Raw genomic sequence first — 23,569 nt, forward strand, 5'->3', positions numbered from 1 at the left:
TTTCAAGACCGTCCGGTTTCGGTGGTAAGTTGCGAGACGCTGCGGTTCTTCAGCCGACCCCATTGCGGCCATTCGCTCTCCATGGCGACGATGACGACTTTCCCGACGCGGACGTCCATGTGCTGCTTAGGGTCGGGCGTGGCTAGCGTGGTGATGCGGATCGACTAGCCATTGTGGCTGATGACTAGACACCGAACCTCGACGAGCGCTGCACCTCCGGGTGCTGAACGACATCCACCTGAGGCGGTTCGGCTACGCGGTGACGCCGGACGACGATCCGCGGCTGCGGGTGCCGCCGGAGCCCGGCTGGGAGGGCAATCCTTTGCAGCCGGGGGTGCGTTTGCGGCAACTGGAGACGAGGTCGAGGCGAGCGACTGAGACTTTGCCGTAGAGGGCGAATGCAGAAGCGCAACTAAGCTGCAGCCCCTGCTCAAACCCTTTGTACCTTCTAACCAATAGTCCTCTCGACACCGGCAATCGCATCCGCCCTTGTGTCGGAAGTCAGCTCGTGTTGACGGCGCCACCCTGCCGCGACCTGCTTCTCAACATGAAAGCAGCCACCAAAGGGTACAATACGGTATGTGCGATTGCGGTCGCGCACTGTCAGAACGCCGTCGTCAACCCGCCAGTCGAAAACACGCCGCCTGATGTTGTTGAGGGTCGCAAGGAAGTCAGCCGCTGTCGGATAGCGACTATCCTTGTCCAAATGGCATGCCTTTCGGATGACCCGCTTCAATGTATCGGGAACATAGTCTTGAAGACTGTCGAGCTTCAGGACCTTACCTCTGCGGATGCGGGCCTCAATCACTGAGTTGTAGAAGGCCTGCCTGTCGAACTCGTCCAAAGTCGTTCCATCAGCGATCTGCTGTGGCGTTAGCCAGTTCTCGATTTCATAGGGGAGCGCACCTCCCAGCAGTTGATAGAGTACTATCCCGAGTTGGTAGATATCTCCTTGCCGGTAGAACCGGTTCCCCAAGAAATCCTCGGGAGGGCGATAGATGATAGAGTGCTTGGAGAGGCTGTTGGCGAAATCCTCTTCGCCAATCTGCACCACCGACCCAAAGTCGCCGACCACCCTGCTGCCGTCGTCGGTCACGAACAAATTGGACGGCTTGAGATCGCGGTGAACGTAACCCTCACCGTGCAGATAACTCACCCCTGCACCGAACTGAAGGAGTGCGTCGATTGCCTCGACGGGCCCGAAAGCTCGGGTAGCTAACTCGTCATCCAGGTCGCCCGCAGAACAGTAACGCGTGATGAAGAAGGCATTGTCCTCGTCTATCGCCTCGGCGTGATCGACCTTAAGTACATGGGCTGACTCAAGCTGAGCCAGCATTGCTGGTTCGATATGGACGCCGTCACCCCAATAGTAGAATTTGACCACTACCATACGGTTGAGAAGCCTGTGGTGGCCGATTAGGACGTGACCGTTTGCTCCCTTTTCGATGCTGTCGCTGAAGGTGATACTCTCGCCCAACCGAGCCGCCGTCGGCTGGAAGTTGGCCGGCAAGGCCGCGATATCGTAAGGCACTAGATCGCTCCGAGCTTCTTCAGCTGGAAAGCGCCGGAGCGATAAGAGTCTGCCAGATAATTCTGCAGACCATTTGGCAGCCCCGCGACGTTAGTCTTTGCGAATTTCGAGAGTGCGACCGGATTTGCAAAATAGGTAGGAATATCAGGCACCAGTTGCACCAGTGCCTCAACCTTGAAGGAAGGCCCTCCAGCGCCGCGTTGACCACCCGATGCACGCTGCTTTATAGAGAAGCCTTCGACTTGGTTCTCATGAGCGAACGCCGTTATCGCCTTGAGAAAGGCCCTCAAGGAGTCGCCAGACTTCTCGTCCTCCAGCGTGATCTTCTTGGTGTGACACTGATGATATGTAACTCCGCCCGCGTCGCTCGACGACACGACCGCAAGATTGGCCGTACTTCCAGAAATCTGAACACCACATATCCGCATATTCCCCCCACGCAAAACAACTGCATTTGCCAAACAAAGCAACGTCGGCAGAATATGGCTACACGACTTGCCGACAATTTGCTATGGGCGAACAAGATGCGCGATACAACCGTGGAACCACCAGTGGCGAAGGTTTCGTCGCAGGGCCGATCGAGAGCGCGGGATGATGCGGAACGCGGGCGATGGGGCGGCTAACGTCCGCAATTGGCGCGAGGCGGTCGTTACCACCTCGATACCGGACTGACCGCTTCCCACCCGAAGTCAGCCAGCACGAACGGTGTATCGTGAAGTTCGAAGCCGCCATCCGCGATGCACCGGATGACCGCTCAACGTCAGATTTTTGAAGTAGCAGTAGCAGCAGGTAGGGCGTCGAACGATCAAGTCTGTCGCCCGAAACTGAATTGGGTCCCCTTTAAGAAACAGGAGGCAACTACTGTGGCAGCGAGAACCGCCGCGAACATCGAACTTGCGGATCTGATTCGACAAAACGTGGAGTCGATGGCCTTCCCGCTATCGGAAATAGAGGCGGCTACCTATGAGGAGGTGAGCGCGCTACCGCGCGTAGTTGTTTCTCGGCCGCCCGCGGAAGAACTTTTGGCGACTGGCTTCGTGCATTATGACTGTCACCGAAATTGCGGTGAGCAAGCTGCCAATGACCCGGATGGCAACAGCAGACAGGTCACTGGATGGTTGCCTCATGGTGAAGACCTGATCCTCCACTCGGTCGCCATGATTGGAAATCAATGGATCTGTCTGACGCCGCAGCTAGTGCCTGCGCCGAACAGGTTTGAGTTCATTCCCGACCCTCATCTTGAGTGGCGCAATGCAGATGGCGGCGCCACCCAGACGGCATTCCGTCATGGGAATGAAGTACCGAAAGCACTTCGCAGGGACCCGGGCCGTCATATCCGTATGCGGGACGAATTCCAGGCTCTCGTCGCAAGGGGACATTCGGTGATCGAAGCCAGAAATCTCATGGCAACGTCCGCTTTTTAGACTAGGAGATCGAACGTCGGTTCGGAATGACCGGAACGCGGCGCATTGCTGACATGATTGAGAAACAGATAATCCTAAAGGCGCCTTTAGATGCCGCCTTCGTCTAAGTGTTCGCGGTACCGCGTGACAAGCGCACACCAGGGCCACCGCCATTCTCTGGAATGAATTCTATTCCGGCTGCTTCGAGCGATAGCTTCAGCGCTTGCAGGATTGATTCAGATGCTGGTTTCGAACCACGTTCGAACTGCACGATCGTCCTCAAACTTACCTTGGATAGATCCGCCAGTTCCTGTTGAGAAATGTCGAGAAGCCCACGGGCCGCGCGAACTTGGGCCGCACTTACCTTCATTGTTTAAATGCCCTTTTGCACAAAAAGTGCAAATATGCTTGTTTTAGGTAACGGTCGTTAGAAGCGGTTCCCTGCTTCCAACAGTCTAACCACGCCCACGCTTTGCGGAGCTCGGATCATGGCTGATTCCGACAATAACACGACTTTGGCTTTCGTCACCCGCAGGAAGGTGCTTGCGGGAACAGCAACCGCAATGGCGGCGACGCAGGCTACATCGTTTGCTGGCATCGACTTGGAGGGTGATGACGCCATTGACCCTGCGGTGGCGGTGTGGAAACGATGGCAGGCGGCTTGGGAAGAGGCTGAACGGCTTTGCAATCAGCAACAGCGGCTGGAGAGAGTACTTATCGAGACCGTTGGCTTCCCTTGCACGACAGTTGCCTTGTCCGACGGAGAGAGCGTGACAGTTCACTCCGTTGAAGCCCTCCAGGAATTGCTCGGTGTTCGTCCGGTTAACACAGTGGCCCGCATCCAAGCTGAAGCTGAAATCGTAGCCAATCAGGCGCGCTGGCATGCCGCCGCTAGGGAGATTGGTTATTCGACAGCCTTACTTGCTGAGCGCGAAGCTGGCGAGCGGGCGAAGGAATTACTCGAAGCCTTATCCCAAGTTCCTGCAACGTCGCTCGCCGGTATAGCCGCCAAGCTAAATGCAGCGCTTAGGGAAGGGGAGTATTCGCTACATGACAGTGAGCCCCCGTGGCCACAAATCCGCTCGGCCTTAGACGACATAGCTCGGATTAGAGAGCAGAAAGTCTCAAGCTGAACTTCGGCATTAAGGGTACCGGAATCGCCATCATTCGTCGATTTGGTGATTTTCGCGGGGCTTACCGAGACAAACTATCTACACATGGAGCGACCGATGCAGTCCGAAAGGCATTTGCGGAGTCAGGACGTCGCAGCGTCTTCGACGCACCGGCAAACCATGGATTCGAGAGTGGCCCGCACCCTGCTGATCAACATGTCGGCAGGCAGATCGCCGCGGTTCGCGTGCAGTCGGACGTCTCGCAGGCACAGCTTGCCCGATCCATCGGTATCAGCTTCCAGCAGCTCCAGAAATATGAGAACGCGAGAAACCGCGTGAGCGCTTCCAAGCTCTACGAGATCGCTAGTTCACTAGGTGTCCCGGTGGCCGCTTCTTCGAAGGCCTGCCGGGCAATGAGACCGATCGTGATCCTCCTCCGCTGCCGGTCGACGAACGCATCAATTTTATTGCCAGCGCGGAAGGTCGACGCCTGATTGAAAGGCTTGTGCATCTCCATCCGCGAGTGCGAGGTCGGGTGTCGTCTTTAATCGCAGCATTAGGAGAGGAACTGGCAGTCATCGACCCAAAGCAGGAGAGCGCTAGGTCCAGCGAACCCATGCCGGTCGAATGCACGCTGGCTTGACCGGCAGTTATGGCAAAGCTCAACGAGTTCCATTCGGGCGCTCGCGCGAGACGCGGCGGAGGCGGGATTTTCTCGCCGAGCGCGGCCTGGTCTCGCGTCAAGCCTAACGGGCCGTCGCCGGGTTCGTTCAAAATGCGGGGGTTGCCGTTCAACGCGCGCGAGCCGTATTGCCTCTGAGAGGAGGGTTCATTCCTCCTCTTGGTTTATGGGTTCGCCAGACCATACGGGAACATACGACGGATATGGGTTGGCGAACCGGCCGCTAAATCCTTGTTACGAAGCGGTTAGCCCAAATTGAATCAAGAAGCTGATCCGGCCACTCGCTGACCGCATTTATCTTACACCCATTGGCAGCTTTGCGCTGCAGTCAGCCGTTCAGCAGAACTGGCCAACCCAGCGGCCGAAGCGCGAGCGCCACCGGATCGCCCCACGGCGAACATTCGCGAATAAGTAGCTTATGCGATTAGTCCGTACTGCCGTGCTTTGTTCCGCAGGAACGGCAGACCATTGCCCATAACCACCGCTTCGCTCTCGGCCACTGGACGCCACACGCTGAGGCCAAACGCCAGAAGCGGATCCATGTTGATGAAGCTCTCCATCGCGAGCCCTCCCTTGAAGCCGATCGCCGCCAGTGTCGCGAACGTTTCATCCCAATTGCAATTGCCCTCGCCCGGGGTACCGCGATCAGACTCGGAGAGATGGATATATTTGAGATAATCGCGAGCGACGATAATACCGTTGCCCATACCCTTTTCCTCGATGTTCATATGGTACGTATCAAGGTGCACGAACATATTGTCGGCGCCCACTCGTTCGATTAGAGCCACCGCCTGCGCCGCAGTATTGATGACGTGGTTCTCATATCGGTTCACGGCTTCGACACCGAGTTCGATCCCTCGAGACCCGGCGTGCGCGGCCGCGAACGTCATCGCTTTCGCGATGTTATCCAGTTCGTCTTGCGTTGGTGGCACTCCGGTGCGCTCGCCGATGCCGCCATAGATTACCCCGCATAGCGCCTGCGCCCCGATATCGGCCGTCTTGTCGATAGCCACCTTGAGGAAGTCCATCGCTTCCTGCGGGTGGCGCGACGCCCACGCATATTCGGGCAGCCCAAGCGAGCACACCGCCTGCATGCCATTTGCGGCCAGCAGCTTGCGGGTGTGATCAGCATCGCAAGAAAACGGATCGGCCAGCGAAATTTCAATGAAATCCAGATCGTATTTCTTGACCGCCGCTACAGTGTGCTCGGCGCCCTCTACGGACCAACCACTCGTCCACATGCTCGTATGAACGCCAAAACCCTTCATCGTGTTATCCTCATGAAATTGAGCTGCCCGGCAGCCCACCGCAAGATCATGACGCCGATCAGCATGATGCCCCAAATGGCTGTGGCCAGGTGCTGGCTGGCGCCCAAGAGATTCAGTCCCGAAGAAAGCAACTGCAAAACGATGAGGGCAAGGAAGACCGAAACGACCTTGCCGAAGCCGCCGAACGGATTCACCCCGCCCAAGAAGCAGGCAAGCACAGTGATCAGCACATAGGACTCGCCATGGCCGACTCGGACTGAATTGAATCGTGCCATCATGATAATTCCGGCCAACGCACACATGGCGCCAGACAGCGCGTAGATCAGAATGATGACGCGTCGCGTCGAGATGCCGGAATAGCGCGTCGCTTCGATGTTGGAGCCGACCATGTAGTTTGAAAAACCAAGCTTGGTTCGGGTCATCAAGATATGCCAGACGACGACTGCGCCGAGCAGTATTAGCAGCGGGACAGGAATGCCGACGACGCTGCCGTGGCCGAGCGGCTGGATGAATTCGGGAAAGCCCGAAATATCTGCGCCGCGGGTCAGGAACTCGCCAAGGCCGCGCAGGAAAATCATCACCGAGAGCGAAACGAGGATGGGGTGCGCGCCCGTATATGCGATCACCGGACCCATGACCAAACCGCTTGCGGTGCCAACACCGACTGCAAGCACCGAACCGAGCAGAAACGCATAGATGCTTGCGTCAGGTCCTCCGTTGGCTTGAAGAACCCAGGCGAGCGTGAGGCCACAGAGATTGGCCGTGAACGTCACGGCGAGATTGATGCCGCCCGAAATGATTGGCATCAACATAGCGAGCGTAAGCAGTCCAAGTTCAGGCAACTGGAAGGCTACCGATTCAAAAGTAGCTTTGGACAGGAACCGCGGCGAGAGAGACCCGAAGAAGCCAATCACCAAAATCAATGCCAGCAAAAGTCCGATATTCTCGGCGCCCAGCTTGCTGGCAAGACGGCGCAAGAATCCATGCCGTAGCGCTCCAGTTTCGAGCACGGTCATGTGCCCATTCTCTGACGCAAGCTGGCCAGAATGTGCCCGAGCGGCGCATTGGACAGCGTGATTGCGATCAGAATGATCGCCCCGACGATCATCTTGAAAGCATAGGGTGAGATGCCAAGGAGGTTCAGTCCGTTTTGCGTCACCGACACAAGAAATACCCCAAGGATGCAACCGAGCACGGTGCCGCGCCCGCCACCCAGTCTGGCACCGCCGAGGACTACAGCTGCGAGCACGTCCAGTTCGCGCCCCACCAATGCGTTGGGCACGACCTCCTGAGAATAGTGCACCTGCACAAGCCCCGCGATCCCCGCCATCAAACCAAGCCAGCCGAAGGCAATGAAGTGCATTGCCGCGATGTTTATACCGAGGCGACGGGCGCCCTCCGGGTTATCGCCAAAGGCGTATAGCTGCCGTCCGGTGGTCGTATATCGGATAAGCCCCCAGGTGGCGGCGACGCAGACCGCCATGATCGCAACCGGCAGCGTTAGTTCGGCCCAATTGCCATTCGCCTGTTGGAACTCGAAAAGCACAGTGCGATGCGTCCACCAGGCAGGCAGATTGTAGATCGATACACCATGCGTAAAGAACATCAGCAGGCCGAAAAAAATATTGAAAGTAGCGATGGTGACAACGATGGAAATGATCTGGAAATAGTAGATGAGGCCGGCGTTCACAGCACCCAGGGCGATCCCGACTATTGCCGCCAAGGTGAGGCCGATGAACCAATCGCCACCCCCTATTTGAGCAAGAGCCAGCGCCACGACGTATTGAACCACTGACGCGGCCACAGCGAAGGAAATGTCGATGCCCCCCGCGATCAACACCACCAGCAGCCCAACCGCGAAGATCAGATTTGTCGAGCTTGTGTTGAGCAGGTTGAAGAGATTGGCAATGGTGAAGAATTTGTCGCTCGCAAGGGAGAGACCTACGCTCATGATGAAAAGAACCACAATGAGCCATGCCTCGGTGGGATGAGCCCGGAAGAGCTTGCCGCGGTCATGCATAGACGGCAGCTTCCAGGTCGCCGAGCGAGATGGCGTGCGGATCGTATTCGGCGACTATCTTGCCCGCGGCCATATGAAGGATACGATCGGCGTTGAAATAGACCTCCGGCACTTCATCGGATATCAGCAGAATAGCCAAGCCCTCGGCAGCGAGCTTGGCGACAATCTCGAAGATGCCGGCACGCGCGCCAACGTCCACCCCCACGGTTGGCGAATCAAGGATGATCAGCTTCAGGCCGACCGCCAGCCATTTGGCGATGGCCACCCGTTGCTGATTGCCGCCCGAGAGCGTGGAAATCGCATCGGTCTGCCGCCCGACTTTTATCGCCAGTTCCTCGATCCAGTGATTGACGAGCGCATCCTTCTTCTCTGAGGAGATCAGCCCGCGATCAAGGATCTTGTCGAGCACCGGGATAACGGCGTTATCGGCGATCGACTGCGGTTGTATGAGACCAAGGGACAGGCGGTCTTCGGAGAGGTAGCCAATACCTGCGCGGATTGCGTCGCGGTTGGAGTTCAGATGAAGAACCGTTCCGTTGAGTGAGATGCTGCCGCGATCCGGGCGCAGCATGCCGAAAATCGAAAGCGCGAGTTCTGTGCGACCGGCGCCGAGTAGCCCGGTCAGGCCGAGCGTTTCACCGCGCCGTATTGTCAACGAAACGTCGTCATAGTCGCCTGCGCGGGTCAATCGATCGATCTTCAATACAACCGGTGAACCGCTCAGGTTTCTTGTGCTCACAGTTTGGTCGAACGTCTTGCCGGTCATGAGTTCAGTGAGGCGTGACTGGGTCATTCCGGCGGTCGGAAACACCCCGACGACCTTTCCGTCGCGCAGAACGGTGACGCGACTCGAAATCTCCAGAACTTCTGCAAGGCGGTGGCTGACGAAGACGATGGCCATGCCTTCGTGCGAGAGTGTTCGAACGATGGCGAGCAGCCGGTCTGTTTCCGATTGAGTAAGCGACGATGTGGGCTCGTCCATGAAAATGACCTTCGCATCGCCGGCCAGCGTCCGGGCGATGGCGACGATCTGACGTTGGGCAATGGCGAAGCTACGCAGAGGCGCGTCGACATTGAGGTCGGCCCCAAGACGCGCCAACAGCCCTCGCGCCACTTCACGAATGCGCGAATGATCGACGAGCCGAGGCACGTTGCCGAGCACAGTTCTGATCCCGATATTTTCAGCGACGGTCATTTCAGGAAACAGTGCGAGGTCCTGCCAGATGACTTCTACCCCAGCGCTGCGCGCCGCAGCCGGCGACATGATGTCGACGGACTTTCCGGCGATCGACATTTGCGCGCCGGCTAGCGGCTGACAAACGCCGGTGATTACCTTGATCAGGGTGCTCTTGCCGCTGCCGTTCTCGCCGGCGATGCATTGCACTTCGCCCGGGAGAACCTCGAAGGCGACATCCTGCAGGGCTCTAACGCCACCAAATGTAACGCTTATGTTGCTAAACGACAGAACCGATGGGAGGTCCTGCGTCGTAGATGCGACAAGGCTCACGGCAGGCCCTTCTGAAATGACTAGGATGGGGCGTGCCGGGATAGATCTGCCACCCCGGCACGCCAGCCATGGTCCGCCATCTAAAGCCCTAGGGCCGCAAGACCATCCACCGTTTCGACTGTGATAGGCTGCACGGCGTCCACGATGATGGTGCCGGTTTTGAAGTCAGGGTGAACGACACCCAGACCCTCGACCGTCATGCCGTCGGTGATTTTGCCGCCGCCCGCCAGAAAATCAGCCATCGTGACGAATACTTTGCCGGCTTCCAGGGGATTCCACATAAAGCCGCCGTCGATAATGCCGGACTTGAGCATGGCGCTGCCTTGGCTGGGGGAGAACGAACCGACAAGAACCACCTTGTCACCAAGCTTCTGCTCCTCGATCGCGCGTCCGGCGCCGATCGGTCCCTGACTGCCGAACGTCAGGAACCCGCCGAGATCAGGATTGGCGGCAAGCACATCCAGAGCTGTCTTGCGGCTATCATCGGCGCTTTCGGCGACGCCGTATCTGTCGCCAACCATCTGCATGTCGGGAAAGTTCTTCTTCAGATAGGCGATTGCAGCATCGGCCCAGGCATTGTGTGCGGGTACAGTAAGAGAACCTACGTACACGACGTACTTGCCTTTGCCGCCCATTTTCTCGGCAAACAGCTTGGCATGAGCCTCACCGAAGCCAACGGACGAGACCATCTCGAAATCCCAATCAGCGTTCACCTGGTCTGGCGATTCATGAGTTATGACCTTGATGCCCGCGTCGCGCGCCTTTTTTAGAACTGGCTCGAGGACGTTTGCATCATTCGGCACGACGCCGATTACGTTGACGCCCTGAGCTATCAGGTCTTCGATGGCGCGGACCTGAAGTGCCGGGTCGGCGCTGGTCGGCCCGACCATGAAGCCGTCGTCGCCAAGCTCTTTCGACTTTTCCTTTATTCCCGTTTCCATAGCATTAAACCAAGGAATGCCGCCGATCTTCACGACGACTCCAACCTTGACGTCCTTTGCCAGCGCAGCATCCATTGCGACGACCGAAAGGGCTGCGCCGAACGCTGCCACAAGTATAGTTTTTGCTAACATTTAGTTCCTCCCTGATTGACGAGTTTTTGGGCTGCCTATTGCCCATGTCGGCTTAGTTGGGCTCACGCCTTTGTGCCCGACCGCATTGATGCACTCGGCGCCGCATTCCTCCCAGAACGCACCATAAAAGACTCTGAATGCCGGCCGGTCAAGGTGCTAAATAGATTTAGCACGGGCGCATCAGGCCACCGGTGTCTAAAAACATTTCTCGATTGATGTAAACGATCCGCCCTTTCGCACTCAGGCTGCACCCGCAGAAACGACCTGCGATCCCCCGCGAGCCTTCGGTGGAGGCGGTTCTACCCAAATCCCAAATGCTGATGAACTGAGCTGAACTTCTGCAACGATGTCTTGTGACAAAATTGCTAGTGGTCGATGCTCGATTTGGACCCCGAATCCCAATCTTCCTGGGCGCCATCATGCTCTCCGGTTCGCCCAAAGCTGGTCGGTACGGTCACCAGCGGAAAGTGGTCTATCGAATAATTCTCCAGCAGCGAAAATCCTTCAGCAATCATCACCTCGACATTCTGCCGGACCATGGTCACATCGAAGGGCAAATGCGCCGCGAATGGATCCCAGTCGAAGCTTCCGACAACAACTCGCGCAAGCTCACTTGAGGCCAGTGTCGAAGTGAACCGCAATGTTCCTTCAAGAGCCGTGACGCCGTTGACGAACATACCCGAGGGCAGGTGCCCAAGCTGAGCGTATCGTGCAGCGAGAGACCGGGCAGCGTTGGTCGGTGCATATCCGCAGCAGTCAATCGTACCTGGGCCCGCAACAATCCCATGGGCTGCCAAGGCATCGTGAAAACCCAGCAAACGGCTACGTGTTGCGTCATCATCGGCAACTCCGCCAAAGAAGAAGAGATCTTCGGTCGAGACCCCTCGTTCTTGCAGTTTCTGAACAATGATCTCGGTGAGCGCCCTGGCGCCTCCGTAATTGTCGGAAACAACTGAGGGAGCGCGGCGGCCAGGCAGATCGATGTTGATGCACCGGACGCCCGCTGCCCGGCACAGATCATTCAGCGGATCGGGGTCACGAACGCCCGCAAGGAAGAGAAACTCGACCTGCTGAGCCAACAGGGTTTCCGTCACGCTCAACTCGTTGTCGGGATTGCGATGCGTGCTGACGACGATCGGACACAAATGGCGGACGCGCGACTCCGCTTCAAAGGCTTCGGCCAATCCGGCGAAGAAGCGATTGCGATAGTGTGGCAAGATCATCCCAGCGAGCCCGGATCGGGAAAGCCGCAAACCTCGTGCCTTGAGGTTGACGGCATAGCCGAGCCGCTCAGCCCAGTCGAGGATGGTCGCCGCGGTTTCCGCCTTGATCCGGTGCTGTTGCCACGAGCCATTGAGGACGAGACTGACCGCGGTCGGGGACGAATTGGCCGCCACCGCGATATCGTAAATCGTTGACTTGCGTCGGACAGACTTTCTCGCCATTTGTGACGCTCCCGCTGGCAGATCCAGTAGACGCTAGTGCGGGGTCAAGGCAACATCTCTAAATTGCGTCAGCCGCCGTGGTGCCCTCGGAGATGGCGCGAACGTCCCGAGTCTCCACCATGAGACACATCAGATCGAGAATGTTGTCGTCGGTGCGTTTCAGGACGCTGGCAATCGAGCAACGGCACCATATGGAACGTTTGCAGAGCCAATTGCGCTACAATGGGCACCGCACCCGGCGCTACCGCTGACGCGCTCGTAGAGTGTCAATTTTCGGCGTTGTTGGAACTGAACTGGTCACCAAGTGCCGTAGCGGCCGCTCGCGCGATATGCGGCCTACTTCGAGCTGACGCCGCGGCAATGGCAGTCCCGGCACCCCGATTGATGTTCAGGACCGCATCTCCAAGGTCGGCGACGCGGACGTGCAGCGCGCGCTACGAGGCGGCATCAGGATTGCAGACGCGCTTCAAGGCAAGCGCGCCTGCCACCGATCTCGGCTCTCTCGGACGGCGCCCGGCCTCTACGGGCTCTTGCCGATTTGCCTTGACTGCGCGAGAGAACTCTATTGTATTTGTGGATACAAAAATCCAATTTTGCGTTAATCAGAACCTTCAGCAAAAAAGATCCCTAGATGAGCCATTCAGCAGTTCCCTACGCCCAGACGCCGGCCACTGCGGAGCAGGAAGCCTTTCTACATCTGCAATCCGCAATACGCCTCGGGCGTTACCGTGCCGGCGACCGGCTCATCCCGGAAGAGATCGCGGCCGAGATCGGTATGAGCCGGATGCCCGTGCGGGAGGCCTTCCAGCGGCTGGCACTCGAAGGGCTGGTTGTGATCCGCCCAAATCGTGGCTGTATCGTCGCTGGTCTAACGCTGGACGAGATCTACGAGACGTTCGAGATTCGCTCGGTGCTGGAAGGGCTTGCCGTTCGCCTGGCAATGCCCCGGATGAACGCCGAAACCATTGCCGAACTTGAGCGCTTGTTGGCCCGTATGGAGCGCAGTGGCGCTGCCGGCGGAGCCGATTGGGTGACAAGGCACCAGGAATTTCACGGCTACATCTGCAATCTCAGCGGCCGCCCGAAGCTTATTCGGCAAATCGCATCATTGCATGTGACCATCGAACCCTATCTGCGCATCTGGTTCGACTATGTCGAAAAACCGCTCAGCGCCGCCGAGGAGCATTTGGCAGTGATCGATTCGCTACGCGGCGGCGATGCCGGAGCCGCCGAAGCCGTGATGCGCAACCACATTCTCGACACGGCACCACTGCTGGCCGAGTTCGCGAGCCCGAGCCGACGTTGAGGCAGTCGGGCTGGAGGGATATTCGATTTCTACAAAGTGCCCTCGCAGGGCCGAAAAAAAGGGGAACAGAACCATGAAACTATTACCCATTGCATGTCTTGCGGCCGCATTGAGCTTAGCTGCCGCTTTGTCGGCTTCGGCCGAGGATGCGCCAAAGAAAATCACCATAGCGACGGAGGGCGCCTATGCGCCCTGGAACTTTACCACTGCTGATGGAAAGCCTGATGGCATGGAGGTCGAGCTCGCGCGCAATCTCTGTGAGCGTATGAAAGTTGAATGCACCATCATCACGCAGGACTGGGATGGGCTCATCCCGGCGCTGACGGTTGGCAAATTCGACGTCATCATGGCAAGCATGTTCATCACCGACAAACGACTTGAAGTCATCGATTTCACTCAACCCTATGCCATCGATCCTTCCGGATTCGCCGTGGCGAAGGACAGTCCGCTCGCTGCGATGGCCGGTTCGACCGAGAAGATAAAATTGGAAGACGAGGCACCTGCCAAGGCGGCGATCGACAAGATCAAGCCGCTGATCTCCGGCAAGATCGTCGGCGTCCAGGCCGCGACGGCGAACCTCGAGTTCTTGAAAAAGTACTTCGACGGCACCGTCGAAATCCGCGAGTACAAAACCACGGAACAGCACGACCTCGATCTCGCGGCCGGCCGTGTGGATGCCCTGTTTGCGCAGCAGACCGCTTTGGCGGCAACATTGGCCAAGCCGGAATTCTCAGGCTACACCGTCGCCGGTCCCGGCTTTCTCGGCGGGGTTTTCGGACGGGGCACCGGGGCAGGGCTGCGCAAGCAGGATACGGTGCTCAAGGCGATGCTCAACAAGGCGATCGACGAAGCCATTGCCGACGGCACCATCAAAAAGCTTTCGTTGAAATGGCTGAAGGCCGACGTCACGCCGCCCAAGTGAGATACCCTTCCCGGAGCGCGAACTAGCCGATGCTGGATAGCGTTCGTCTGCTAGGGTTTGGCGACGGCGGCTGGGCGGTGGCGCTGCTCAGCGCTGCCCTCGTAACGCTGCTGCTTTCGGTCGCAGGATTTGTGGTCGGCTCGGTGATCGGCGCCTTGGCAGCTGCGGCCCGGGTCAGCGGGTCGCGATCCCTCGGCCTGCTCGCCGATACATATTCCACGGTATTCAGGGGTGTTCCCGATCTCTTGACCATCTATCTCCTGTATTTCGGCGGTAGCATGGCGCTGACTGCGATTGGCCATTGGTTTGGCGCCCAGGGCTTCCTCGGATTACCGGCTTTCGCCACCGGCACAACGGCAATCGGCATAATTTCGGGTGCCTATCAGGCGGAAGTATTCCGCGGTGCCTACATCGCCATCGACCGCGGCCAGATCGAAGCGGCGCGCGCCTATGGCATGCCGCCTGCACTCATGTTGCGCCGGGTGATCGTGCCCCAGCTTATGCGTCACGCCATCCCGGGGCTAGGGAATGTGTGGCAACTGGTGCTCAAGGATTCGGCGCTGATTTCGGTAATCGGGCTTGTCGAACTGATGCGTCAGGCACAGATCGGGGCCGGATCGACTCGCGAGCCGTTTCTCTTCTACACGGCTGCCGCCGCGCTCTACCTGGCCATCGCCTCAGCGACGGGACTGCTGTTCAAGCGCGCTGAACGCCGCGCCCTTCGGGGCATTCGGAGGGTGTGATGGATTTCGCCTTTTTCGCTGAAATACTGCCAAAGCTGCTTGCCGGCCTGCCGCTGACGCTTGAGCTTGCCGGCACGTCCATCCTGCTCGGCGCGATCCTTGCTTTGGCTTTGGCGCTGGCCCAGCGCCTCCGTCAGCCTTTGATTGACTGGCCGATCAAGGGTTTCGTCGCGGTGTTTCGCGGCACGCCCCTGTTGGTCCAGATATTCCTGATTTACTACGGCCTTGGCCAGTTTCGGCCGACATTGCAGGAACTCGGCCTGTGGGGCCTGTTCCGCGAACCTTATTGGTGCGCCATCCTGGCGCTGACCCTCAACACCGCGGCCTATGGAAGTGAAATCCTGCGCGGCGCCATGCAGTCGGTGCCGTCCGGCCAGATTGAGGCGGCGCAGGCCTTTGGTATGACGCGACTGATGACGCTGCGCCGCATCGTCCTGCCGATCGCACTGCGCCAGGCTTTGCCAAGCTATGGCAACGAAATCATTTTGATGGTCAAGGGAACCTCACTTGCATCCATCGTTACGCTGATGGAAATCACCGGCATCGCCCAGGGCATCATCTCGCAAACCTACCGGGCCATGGAAGTTTTCGTCTGCGCCGGCGCTATCTACCTGATCCTGAATTTCATCATCACCCGCACGCTGGGCCGGCTCGAATACAATCTGTCACGGCATCTGCGCCCTGCATCGGGCCTTGCGACCAGTCCAGCGTGATCGGCTGGCCCTCACTGCAATCGTTCTTAGGGAGCTTTTTTGCGTATGAGAGATTTCGAGAAGCCAAACCGGTCGGTTGTGGTCGCACTGCATGGCATGGCCGCGACGTCCCATCCGTCGGCCACGCTTGCGGCCGTTCGGATTCTGGAGGCGGGCGGCAACGCACTCGATGCGGCCATCGCCGCCAGCGCCGTCCAGTGCGTGATCGAACCGGGATCGACTGGTATTGGCGGGGATTGTTTCGTCCTGATGTCGAAAGAAGGGTCCAGCGAGATCATCGCCTACAACGGATCCGGCCGTGCCCCTGCGGCCGCGACAGCCGATTGGTATGCGTCTCAGGGCATCACGGAAATCGAGCGTCACTCACCGCATGCGGTAACGGTTCCCGGTGCGGTTGACGCCTGGACACAGCTCAACGCCGATCATGGAAAACTGCCGCTGGCCAAGCTTTTCGCTCCTGCGATAGAGTTCGCCGAAAGCGGCTACGCCATCTCCCCACGCGTGCATTTCGACTGGGACCGGGAGGCGGCGCTGCTTTCCGCCGATCCTGCGGCAAAACGCATCTTTCTCCCTGGGGGGCGGGTCCCGAGGATCGGCGAGGTTCACCGGCAACCCGAGCTTGCCGCAACATTGCGCAAGATCGCGATGGATGGACGCAACGCCTTCTACATGGGGGAGGTCGCGGAGGACATGGTTTCGCGCCTGCGAACCCTCGGCGGTTTGCACACACCGGATGATTTCAAGGGCGCCAGGGGCGAATATGTGACGCCGATAAAGACAGGTTTTCGCGGCCACGACGTCTACGAATGTCCGCCAAATGGCCAAGGCGTCATAGCGCTCATGATCCTCAATATCCTGTCGCGCTTCGAGGCCAAGGGTGACCCTCAATCCGCCGACCGGCTGCACATCGAGATCGAGGCGACGCGACTTGCTTATGCAGCGCGCGATGCTTTGCTCGCCGACCCGGCGAAGGTGGCGGTGCCGGTCGAGCAGTTGCTTTCAAGCGCGACGGCGGATCGTCTGGCGGGGATGATCGATCTTGGCCGCGCGCGCGCGGATCTTCCTTCATTCGATATGCCGGTGCATCGCGACACTGTCTATATTTCCGTCGTCGACAAGGATCGCAACGCCGTCAGTTTTATCAACTCGATCTACTATGGTTTTGGCTCGGGCATCGTCGCCCCGCGCTCGGGCGTGGTACTCAACAATCGCGGTATAAGTTTTTCGCTGGATCCCAACCACCCCAACGTCATCGACCCAGGCAAGCGCCCGCTACACACCATCATTCCGGGCATGCTGGTGAAGGATGGGCGCGCAGTCATGCCTTTCGGTGTCATGGGTGGCGCGTATCAGGCCATGGGTCACGCGCACTTACTGTCAAAGGTTCTTGATTTTGGCCTCGACCTTCAGCAAGCCATTGATCTGCCCCGCGTCTTTCCAATTCCGGGCACGATGGACGTGGAGGTCGAGAGCACGCTTCCAGTCGCGGTTCAGGAGGAACTGGCCGCTCGCGGATTCCGCATCGTCCCGGCGGAAGAGCCGATCGGGGGCGCCCAAGCGGTCATGATCGACTGGATGAATGGAACGCTGCAGGGCGGTTCAGATCCACGCAAGGACGGCTGCGCAATCGGCATTTAGAACGCTACACAGGCGTTGGAGGAGGAACAAAGGTCGGGGTCTCATCCTGGTCGGATGAATCTGAGCAGAAAGGTTCGCGGCGCGGAATGTTGCAGAGCAATTCTTCGCAGCACCGTCGACGAATGTGCGTGGTAAGACCGCGACGGCGCAACCAGCGGAGTCTGATTTGACAATGTCTTCTACTGCCACCAAGCGTGCGCTGATCACCGGGGCGGGTGCTGCCGACGGCATCGGCTTTGCCATTGCGCGGCAGCTCGGCCTGGCCGGTCATGCCGTTTTCCTGAACGGTGCCAGCGCGCGCGTACTCGATCGCGCCGCCGAGCTTTGCGCCGAAGGCATCAATGCCAAAGCAGTGGTCGCCGATCTCACCATCGCAGCCGAAGTCGCGCGGCTGCGGGCTGATGTCGGCGCTGTCGACATCCTGGTCAACAATGCCGGCATGGGCTCGCTGGCATCGCCCTCGGTCGACAGGGCGTTTCTCGCCATGACCGAGGCCGACTGGGACCAAGGGATAGACGTCAGTCTGAAGACCGCGTTCCTGGTCACCCGCGCGTTTTTGCCAGCGATGGTAGAGCCAGGCTATGGGCGCATCGTCAACGTGGCGTCGGTTACCGGGCCACTGGTGTCTTTCCAAGGCACCGCTGCCTATTCCGCCGCCAAGGCCGGCATGGTCGGCCTGACGCGCACGCTGGCGCTTGAGGTGGCAAAGAGCGGCATCACGGCCAATGCCGTGGCCCCCGGCTGGATCGAAACGGGCTCGTCGAGCGCAATGGAGCGGCAAGCTGCCCTGCACACGCCACCCGCGCGGGCCGGGCGACCGGACGAGGTTGCCGCCGCGGTGGTGTTCCTGGCATCGGAAGGCGCCAGCTACGTCAACGGCGCCCTGCTGGTGGTCGACGGCGGCAACAGCCTTCAGGAGCGCAAGGGCTGACTCCGAAACGACCGGTCGTCAGGATCGGTTCGCGGGTTATGGAAAGCATTGGAAACAGCATCGCCAACGCATTCGCCGAGTTGAGCGACGGTCCACCAACGGATGTCAAAGCAGCCGCGGTGGAGATCGCTCGCGCAAACGGCACGTCCGTCTCGTACCCGGCAATCGCCGCGGGACACGAAGGCGGTCGATGACTACGCCAAATCAGTTTATGTCAGTCACAGCGCTCGTGAATCGCGCTGGAGGTAACCTGCGCGGGCGAATTCACGGTCCTTTTGGAGATCGATGACGTCAAACATTGGCTCAAATAGCTGCCGCTGCCCTTTGGAACGTTAGTACAATCCGAGATTGCGCTGAAGCGCCGCGGCGAAGTGGGTCTGAATGGCCGCGACCGCGCCAGTTGCATTGCGCTTCCGGCACGCTTCGATGATCTCCTGGTGCTCGCGCAACGAACGCAACGCGAGCGGAGCCGATATCTTTCGATCGAGGCGCAGCAGTCTCAGATAGTTCCTGATGCGTCGGTAGCTCGTGTCGATGAGAGGGTTGTTCAGGCTGGCGACGATGGAGCCGTGCAGCAGTTCTTCGAGTTTCTCGAAAACACGCAAATTTTCAGGCGTAAGTCCATCGCGTTGCAGCGCGTCAGTGACGTCGATGTGCCGCAGCGCCAACTCGGCTATTTCGACGTCAGGTGCGGTCTCGGCAAAGATGGCAACTGCGGCGGCTTCGATGATGACGCGGAACTGGTAGGTCGACCGTGTCAACTCCATCCCTGGCTTCACGAACTGGATGCCGGCATGCGGATGGATGGTGACGACCCCCTCGGCCTGGAGCGCTCGCAATGCGTCGCGCAGCGGCCCGACCGGCACACCGGTTAGTTCGACCAGTTGGGCTTGCGATACAAAGGCGCCCGCGGCCAACCTGCGATCGTACAAGATCTCGAAGATGCGCCCGTAAGCCACGTCGCTGAGGCGGCTCCCCTCTCCAAAGGCCACTGCCACCTTGCGCGGATTCTTATTTGACACCCTCTTTTCCTTCCCAAGAGATTGGTCTATAAACTGCACACAGTCATATATCAGTGTAACAGATTGATAGATCAACGTGCGTGTTACGTCTTTCGAACTCACCCGCTTTCAGTTCGCCCGGGATCGCGTCATCGGCGACAGCCAGGTTCGCGCCGACGAAGCCAATATCGCTGCGCTTGAGCTGATTGACGAGGATGGAAATCGCGGCCTCGGCTTTGTCCAGGTTCTTTTTAACGCCTTGCCGGCCGGGAATGAAATCACTCGGGTTTTCAAGGCCGAGGTCTGGCCGGGCCTTGAGGGCCAGCATCCACTCTCGGTTGCTCATCGGGTCGGCCGTCCCCGCGGGGGCAACCAGCGTTCCTTCACGCTGCCGTTCCACGAAGCGGTTCAGGTCGCGGTTTGGGATCTCGCGGCCAAGCAACTCGACATGCCGCTGCACAGGCTGCTGGGCTCACGACGGGACAAGGTTCGCGCCTATGCGTCGGGCCTGGACTTCCACCTGAGCGATGACGAGTTCGTCGAGTTCTTCCGCAACGCCGATGCCTTGGGTTACCGGGCGTTCAAGATCAAAGTCGGGCACCCCGATTTCGATCGGGACCTGCACCGACTGAGCCTGGTCACCAAGGCGGTTCGACCGGGAGCCCAGTTCATGATCGACGCCAACGAGGCCTGGGGCAGCAAGGAAGCGGTCGTCAAGCTCGAGGCCATCCACAGGGCGGGCTTCGACTTGCTGTGGGTCGAAGATCCAATCCTTCGCAACGATTTCGATGGCCTGCGCCTTCTCAGGCAGTGCGCCCCGTGGACCCTGATCAACTCCGGTGAGTATCTCGATGCCGCCGGCAAGCGCCAACTCATGCTGGCGGGCGGCACCGATATACTCAACGTACACGGCCAGGTCACCGACGTCATGCGGATCGGTTGGCTGGCGGCCGAACTCGGCATCCCGGTTTCACTGGGAAATACCTTCCTGGAGGTCGGAGTGCACATGGCCTGTGCCCTGCCCGAGGTCGAATGGCTGGAATACTCGTTCCAGAACTTCGACCATCTGGTCGATCAAACCATCGAAATCCATGACGGCTGGATCCATGCGCCCGATCGGCCCGGCCATGGACTCGTGCTGTCGGAGACCGCGCGCCGGGATTGGGCGCGTCCCGAGATCCTGCCGCCCGAAATGCTGGGGGAGCCCCCAATCAACCCTCGGGTTGCCCGGGGTCCCAGGCTCGCAGCGAGCGCCGGACGAAGTGAATAACTGGTAGGCAAAAAACGGGAGGAATGACGTGCAGAAAATCAAGATGGCGGCCGCCGTTGCGGCCATGCTGGCGGCCTCGCCTGCGCTGGCCCAGGAGATCACGGTATGGGATGTCAATGTGGACGATACGGCGCATGCCACGTACTACGATCATGCGAAGGCCGCATTCGAGGCCGCGCATCCGGGAGCCAAGCTGACGCTCCTGTCACAGCCGGATGCCGAGTACTACACCTTGCTTGGCACGGCCCTGTCCGCCAAAGCCGGTCCTGACGTTATCTGGGCCAACGGCGGTGCCCAGGCCAAGGCCCTGGTCGGCGGGCTGATCCCACTCGACGACAAACTGCCCGACATGATTTCGAAACTCGTCGGAAAATCGGCTTTCACCGGCGCTGACGGCAAGCTCTACTTTATCCCGACGACACTGCAGGGGCATGTCGTTTACTACAACAAAGAGGCATACAAGGCAGCCGGGCTCGACCCCGAGAAGCCGCCGACCACCTGGGCCGAGCTGACGAAAGTCTGCGACGCGTTCAAGAAAAAAGGCATTGCATTGTGGTGATCAAGCCGTTGCCGGATGCGCCAAATCGCGGATCGACGCCACCGCTGTAGGCACCTCGATGCTGTGACGCCACTTTGAAGAACGATCGCGCCCAGCAGCGCTTCTGACCAGGTCTCAGGCGGCGACGAGGCGGGCCAATAGAGAGGCGGCATCGGTGCCTGCCAAGCCAAGGTCGCGGACGCTGCTCATATGGTTGGCCGCCGCAAGGGTGGTGCTTGAGACATTCAATCCCTGGTTTTCGAGCTGGTTCGCGAAGGCTGCGGCCTGGCTGTGGAAGGGTGGTGTTTCATCGGCGCCGACCGCGATCTCAACGGTCACGGATGGATCGAAGCTGTGGTCGATCGGTGAGAACCTGTGGACGTCTTCGTCGGTGATCGCGATCTCGGCGGCAAGGAATGAGGTCTGCAATGGCTTCAGGTCGTAAAGGCCGCCGAGCAGCAGCGCAGCTTTGATGCCTGAAGGCTGGCTGTCGTCGTCGAAAAGCATCGTCGCCAGATGCGCACCGGCGGAATGACCGCTGACGGTCAGGAGGTCGGGATTGCCGCCGTGGTCTGCGATATGGTCAAACACCCATCGCTTGGCGCGGCGCACCTGCTCGACGATCCTGGCCATCCTGACGGCAGGCATCAGCGTATAGTCGACAATGACCGCGATCGCACCTGCGTTCGTAACGGTCTCGGCGACATAGGAATAATCACGCTTGGAGAACATGCGCCAGTAGCCGCCGTGGATGAACATGTGCACCAGCAGGCGGTCCCGTTTACCCTCGGGAAAGAACAGATCGATGGTCTCGGTGGCGTCGGGCCCGTAGGCGACATCGGCGACCATCGGAACATTCGCTCTGGTAGCCTCGCTTCTGCGTACGATGTCGGCGACGATGTCGTCGAACTCGACTACATGGTCGCGAATGCGAAACGGATCTTTGGGGTGATGTCGGCTCACAGGGTCACGGCGATGTACTTCGCCTCCATGAACTCGGCAACGCCGTGCTTCTGACCGCCTTCGCGGCCCAGCCCGCTCTGCTTGACCCCGCCGAAAGGCGCCGCCGGATCCGACATCAGGCCGCGGTTGAGCGCGATCATGCCGGACTCGATCTTCGATGCCACACGCATCCCTCGGGCCAGATCGCGCGTGTAGATGTAGGCCGCGAGACCGTATTCGGTGTCGTTTGCCTTTGCGATGACCTCCGCCTCGTCGTCGAAGCGACTGACCGGTGCCACCGGGCCGAATATCTCCTCATGAGCCATGGCAGCGTCGGCCGGCACGTCCGCGAGAACCGTTGGCGGATAGAAAAAGCCTCTGCCTTCGGATACGCCGCCGCCACACAGAATTTTGGCGCCGCGGGCAACGGCGTCCCGCACAAGTCGGTCGATGTTGTGCACAGCCTTCCTGGTGATCATCGGCCCGCATTCGGTTTCTGAGTCTGTGCCCGGGCCGATGGTGAGTGCCGCCATGCGTTTGCTCAGGCCATCCGTGAAGGCATCATGGATGCCGGCTTGGACGTAAAGCCGGTTGGCGGCCGTGCAGGCTTCGCCGGCGTTGCGCATCTTGGCAACCATCACACCGTCGAGGGCTGCCTCCAGGTCGGCGTCGTCGAAGACGATGAACGGTGCGTTGCCGCCAAGCTCCATGGAACAGGAGATGACGTGTTTTGCGGCTTCGGCAAGGAGCGCGCGGCCGACGCCGGTCGAGCCGGTGAAAGACAGTTTTCGCACGCGTGGATCGGCGAGCATGGCCGCCGTCACCGGCCCGGGGGTCGAGGTCGTCAGGACGTTGACGACGCCGGGCGGCACGCCGGCCTCCTCGTAGAGCGCCGCAAGCGCATAGGCCGTCAGCGGCGTCTCGCTGGCGGGCTTCAGGATCACCGTGCAGCCGGCTGCGAGCGCCGGGGCGATCTTGCGTGTCGCCATGGCGGCAGGGAAATTCCACGGCGTGATGAGCACGCAAATACCGATGGGCTGGTAGTCGACAATGATCCGGTTCGCGCCCGAGGGCGCAAGGCCGAACTCGCCGCTGATGCGGACCGCCTCCTCGGCGTTCCAGCGAAAAAACTCCGCGGCATAGGCGACTTCGCCGCGCGCATCGCGCAGCGCCTTGCCGTTCTCCAACGAGATCAGCGCAGCCAACGTCTCCGCCCGTTCGGTCATCAGGTCGAAGCAGCGCCGCAGGATTTCCGATCGCCTGCGTGGCGGAGTCTCGCGCCAGCCGGCCGCGGCCTTCGCGGCCGCGTCGACGGCGGCGGCGGCATCAGTGAGCGTGGCATCGGGAACCGCCGCGATGACGGCTTCGGTCGAGGGATCGACCACTTCGATCACACGGCCCTCCGATGAGGGCCGCCAGCGTCCGCCAATGTAGAGACCGTGCGAGACTGTGGCGTAGTCGAACATATCTTGATCCTCGTCGGATATGCCTGCGGCGATGTTCATGGGATGAGCTCCTGGTCGA

Annotated in this window: 23 protein-coding genes; 11 read left to right on the forward strand and 12 right to left on the reverse strand. The window is 59.6% G+C overall.

Annotated elements, in window-relative coordinates:
- Nucleotides 1-448 precede the first annotated feature (448 nt).
- Both AC1DZ8_RS13375 and AC1DZ8_RS13380 read right to left on the reverse strand, forming a co-directional pair.
- A complete protein-coding gene (locus tag AC1DZ8_RS13375) occupies nt 449-1,531 on the reverse strand; it encodes a serine/threonine protein kinase (protein ID WP_477304801.1) in 1,083 nt (360 codons plus the stop codon).
- Nucleotides 1,531-1,992: a DUF3010 family protein gene (locus tag AC1DZ8_RS13380; RefSeq protein WP_477304799.1), complete on the reverse strand. Its 462-nt coding sequence runs from the start codon at nt 1,990-1,992 to the stop codon at nt 1,531-1,533. Before AC1DZ8_RS13380 ends, AC1DZ8_RS13375 begins: the two co-directional genes overlap by 1 nt.
- Nucleotides 1,993-2,394: 402 nt before the next feature.
- On the opposite strand from AC1DZ8_RS13380, the gene AC1DZ8_RS13385 reads away from it, so the two are divergent.
- Nucleotides 2,395-2,955, forward strand: coding sequence for a hypothetical protein (locus tag AC1DZ8_RS13385; protein ID WP_477304797.1), 561 nt, complete (start codon nt 2,395-2,397; stop codon nt 2,953-2,955).
- Between the two features lie 103 nt (nt 2,956-3,058).
- Here AC1DZ8_RS13385 and AC1DZ8_RS13390 read toward each other — a convergent pair whose 3' ends face one another.
- Nucleotides 3,059-3,304, reverse strand: a complete 246-nt coding sequence (locus AC1DZ8_RS13390) for a helix-turn-helix domain-containing protein (protein WP_031252501.1) — start codon at nt 3,302-3,304, stop codon at nt 3,059-3,061.
- 118 nt (nt 3,305-3,422) lie between these two features.
- Between AC1DZ8_RS13390 and AC1DZ8_RS13395 the strand changes: the two genes are divergently transcribed.
- Both AC1DZ8_RS13395 and AC1DZ8_RS13400 read left to right on the forward strand, forming a co-directional pair.
- Nucleotides 3,423-4,067 (forward strand): hypothetical protein, encoded by a 645-nt coding sequence (locus tag AC1DZ8_RS13395; protein ID WP_477401011.1) that lies wholly within the window; start codon nt 3,423-3,425, stop codon nt 4,065-4,067.
- 224 nt (nt 4,068-4,291) lie between these two features.
- Nucleotides 4,292-4,540 (forward strand): helix-turn-helix domain-containing protein, encoded by a 249-nt coding sequence (locus tag AC1DZ8_RS13400; protein WP_477304793.1) that lies wholly within the window; start codon nt 4,292-4,294, stop codon nt 4,538-4,540.
- 604 nt (nt 4,541-5,144) lie between these two features.
- Here the strand turns inward: AC1DZ8_RS13400 and AC1DZ8_RS13405 are convergent.
- The 6 genes from AC1DZ8_RS13405 to AC1DZ8_RS13430 all read right to left on the reverse strand — a co-directional run bounded on the left by AC1DZ8_RS13405 (nt 5,145) and on the right by AC1DZ8_RS13430 (nt 12,041).
- Nucleotides 5,145-5,996: a sugar phosphate isomerase/epimerase family protein gene (locus AC1DZ8_RS13405; protein ID WP_477304791.1), complete on the reverse strand. Its 852-nt coding sequence runs from the start codon at nt 5,994-5,996 to the stop codon at nt 5,145-5,147.
- Nucleotides 5,993-7,012: an ABC transporter permease gene (locus tag AC1DZ8_RS13410; RefSeq protein WP_477304789.1), complete on the reverse strand. Its 1,020-nt coding sequence runs from the start codon at nt 7,010-7,012 to the stop codon at nt 5,993-5,995. The genes AC1DZ8_RS13405 and AC1DZ8_RS13410 overlap by 4 nt, the downstream gene beginning before the upstream one ends.
- On the reverse strand, nt 7,009-8,016 hold the full coding sequence (locus AC1DZ8_RS13415; RefSeq protein ID WP_477304787.1) for an ABC transporter permease: 1,008 nt from the start codon (nt 8,014-8,016) through the stop codon (nt 7,009-7,011). Before AC1DZ8_RS13415 ends, AC1DZ8_RS13410 begins: the two co-directional genes overlap by 4 nt.
- The gene (locus AC1DZ8_RS13420) at nt 8,009-9,523 is read right to left on the reverse strand and encodes a sugar ABC transporter ATP-binding protein (protein WP_477304785.1); all 1,515 of its coding nucleotides are present in this window, start codon (nt 9,521-9,523) and stop codon (nt 8,009-8,011) included. Before AC1DZ8_RS13420 ends, AC1DZ8_RS13415 begins: the two co-directional genes overlap by 8 nt.
- Nucleotides 9,524-9,603: 80 nt before the next feature.
- Nucleotides 9,604-10,596, reverse strand: a complete 993-nt coding sequence (locus tag AC1DZ8_RS13425) for a substrate-binding domain-containing protein (protein WP_477304783.1) — start codon at nt 10,594-10,596, stop codon at nt 9,604-9,606.
- 365 nt (nt 10,597-10,961) lie between these two features.
- Nucleotides 10,962-12,041 carry a helix-turn-helix transcriptional regulator gene (locus AC1DZ8_RS13430; RefSeq protein WP_477304781.1) on the reverse strand — a complete coding sequence of 360 codons (1,080 nt, stop codon included), beginning with the start codon at nt 12,039-12,041 and terminating at the stop codon, nt 10,962-10,964.
- Between the two features lie 631 nt (nt 12,042-12,672).
- Between AC1DZ8_RS13430 and AC1DZ8_RS13435 the strand changes: the two genes are divergently transcribed.
- The 6 genes from AC1DZ8_RS13435 (at nt 12,673) to AC1DZ8_RS13460 (ending at nt 18,294) form a co-directional block, all read left to right on the forward strand.
- Complete coding sequence (locus AC1DZ8_RS13435; protein WP_477304779.1) at nt 12,673-13,347, forward strand: GntR family transcriptional regulator; 675 nt, start codon at nt 12,673-12,675, stop codon at nt 13,345-13,347.
- 73 nt (nt 13,348-13,420) lie between these two features.
- On the forward strand, nt 13,421-14,269 hold the full coding sequence (locus AC1DZ8_RS13440; protein ID WP_477304777.1) for a transporter substrate-binding domain-containing protein: 849 nt from the start codon (nt 13,421-13,423) through the stop codon (nt 14,267-14,269).
- Nucleotides 14,270-14,298: 29 nt separating this feature from the next.
- Nucleotides 14,299-15,012 carry an ABC transporter permease gene (locus AC1DZ8_RS13445; protein WP_477304775.1) on the forward strand — a complete coding sequence of 238 codons (714 nt, stop codon included), beginning with the start codon at nt 14,299-14,301 and terminating at the stop codon, nt 15,010-15,012.
- Nucleotides 15,012-15,725 (forward strand): ABC transporter permease, encoded by a 714-nt coding sequence (locus AC1DZ8_RS13450; RefSeq protein WP_477272455.1) that lies wholly within the window; start codon nt 15,012-15,014, stop codon nt 15,723-15,725. Before AC1DZ8_RS13445 ends, AC1DZ8_RS13450 begins: the two co-directional genes overlap by 1 nt.
- A 45-nt stretch (nt 15,726-15,770) precedes the next feature.
- Nucleotides 15,771-17,363 (forward strand): gamma-glutamyltransferase, encoded by a 1,593-nt coding sequence (gene ggt / locus AC1DZ8_RS13455; protein ID WP_477304773.1) that lies wholly within the window; start codon nt 15,771-15,773, stop codon nt 17,361-17,363.
- A gap of 172 nt (nt 17,364-17,535) precedes the next feature.
- A complete protein-coding gene (locus tag AC1DZ8_RS13460; protein ID WP_477304771.1) occupies nt 17,536-18,294 on the forward strand; it encodes an SDR family NAD(P)-dependent oxidoreductase in 759 nt (252 codons plus the stop codon).
- A gap of 332 nt (nt 18,295-18,626) precedes the next feature.
- Here AC1DZ8_RS13460 and AC1DZ8_RS13465 read toward each other — a convergent pair whose 3' ends face one another.
- Nucleotides 18,627-19,316: a GntR family transcriptional regulator gene (locus tag AC1DZ8_RS13465; RefSeq protein ID WP_477304769.1), complete on the reverse strand. Its 690-nt coding sequence runs from the start codon at nt 19,314-19,316 to the stop codon at nt 18,627-18,629.
- A gap of 76 nt (nt 19,317-19,392) precedes the next feature.
- Here AC1DZ8_RS13465 and AC1DZ8_RS13470 point away from each other — a divergent pair, with 76 nt between their 5' ends.
- Together AC1DZ8_RS13470 and AC1DZ8_RS13475 are read left to right on the forward strand one after the other, a co-directional pair.
- Entirely contained in the window at nt 19,393-20,565 is a 1,173-nt protein-coding gene (locus AC1DZ8_RS13470; RefSeq protein ID WP_477304767.1) for a mandelate racemase/muconate lactonizing enzyme family protein, read from the forward strand.
- Between the two features lie 28 nt (nt 20,566-20,593).
- Nucleotides 20,594-21,124 (forward strand): ABC transporter substrate-binding protein, encoded by a 531-nt coding sequence (locus AC1DZ8_RS13475; protein ID WP_477401014.1) that lies wholly within the window; start codon nt 20,594-20,596, stop codon nt 21,122-21,124.
- Nucleotides 21,125-21,238: 114 nt separating this feature from the next.
- Here AC1DZ8_RS13475 and AC1DZ8_RS13480 read toward each other — a convergent pair whose 3' ends face one another.
- Both AC1DZ8_RS13480 and AC1DZ8_RS13485 read right to left on the reverse strand, forming a co-directional pair.
- Complete coding sequence (locus AC1DZ8_RS13480) at nt 21,239-21,952, reverse strand: alpha/beta hydrolase (RefSeq protein ID WP_477304764.1); 714 nt, start codon at nt 21,950-21,952, stop codon at nt 21,239-21,241.
- 110 nt (nt 21,953-22,062) lie between these two features.
- Complete coding sequence (locus AC1DZ8_RS13485; protein WP_477401051.1) at nt 22,063-23,511, reverse strand: NAD-dependent succinate-semialdehyde dehydrogenase; 1,449 nt, start codon at nt 23,509-23,511, stop codon at nt 22,063-22,065.
- Nucleotides 23,512-23,569: the final 58 nt, after the last annotated feature.

The sequence above is a fragment of the Mesorhizobium sp. P2_F7 genome (assembly GCF_056403695.1).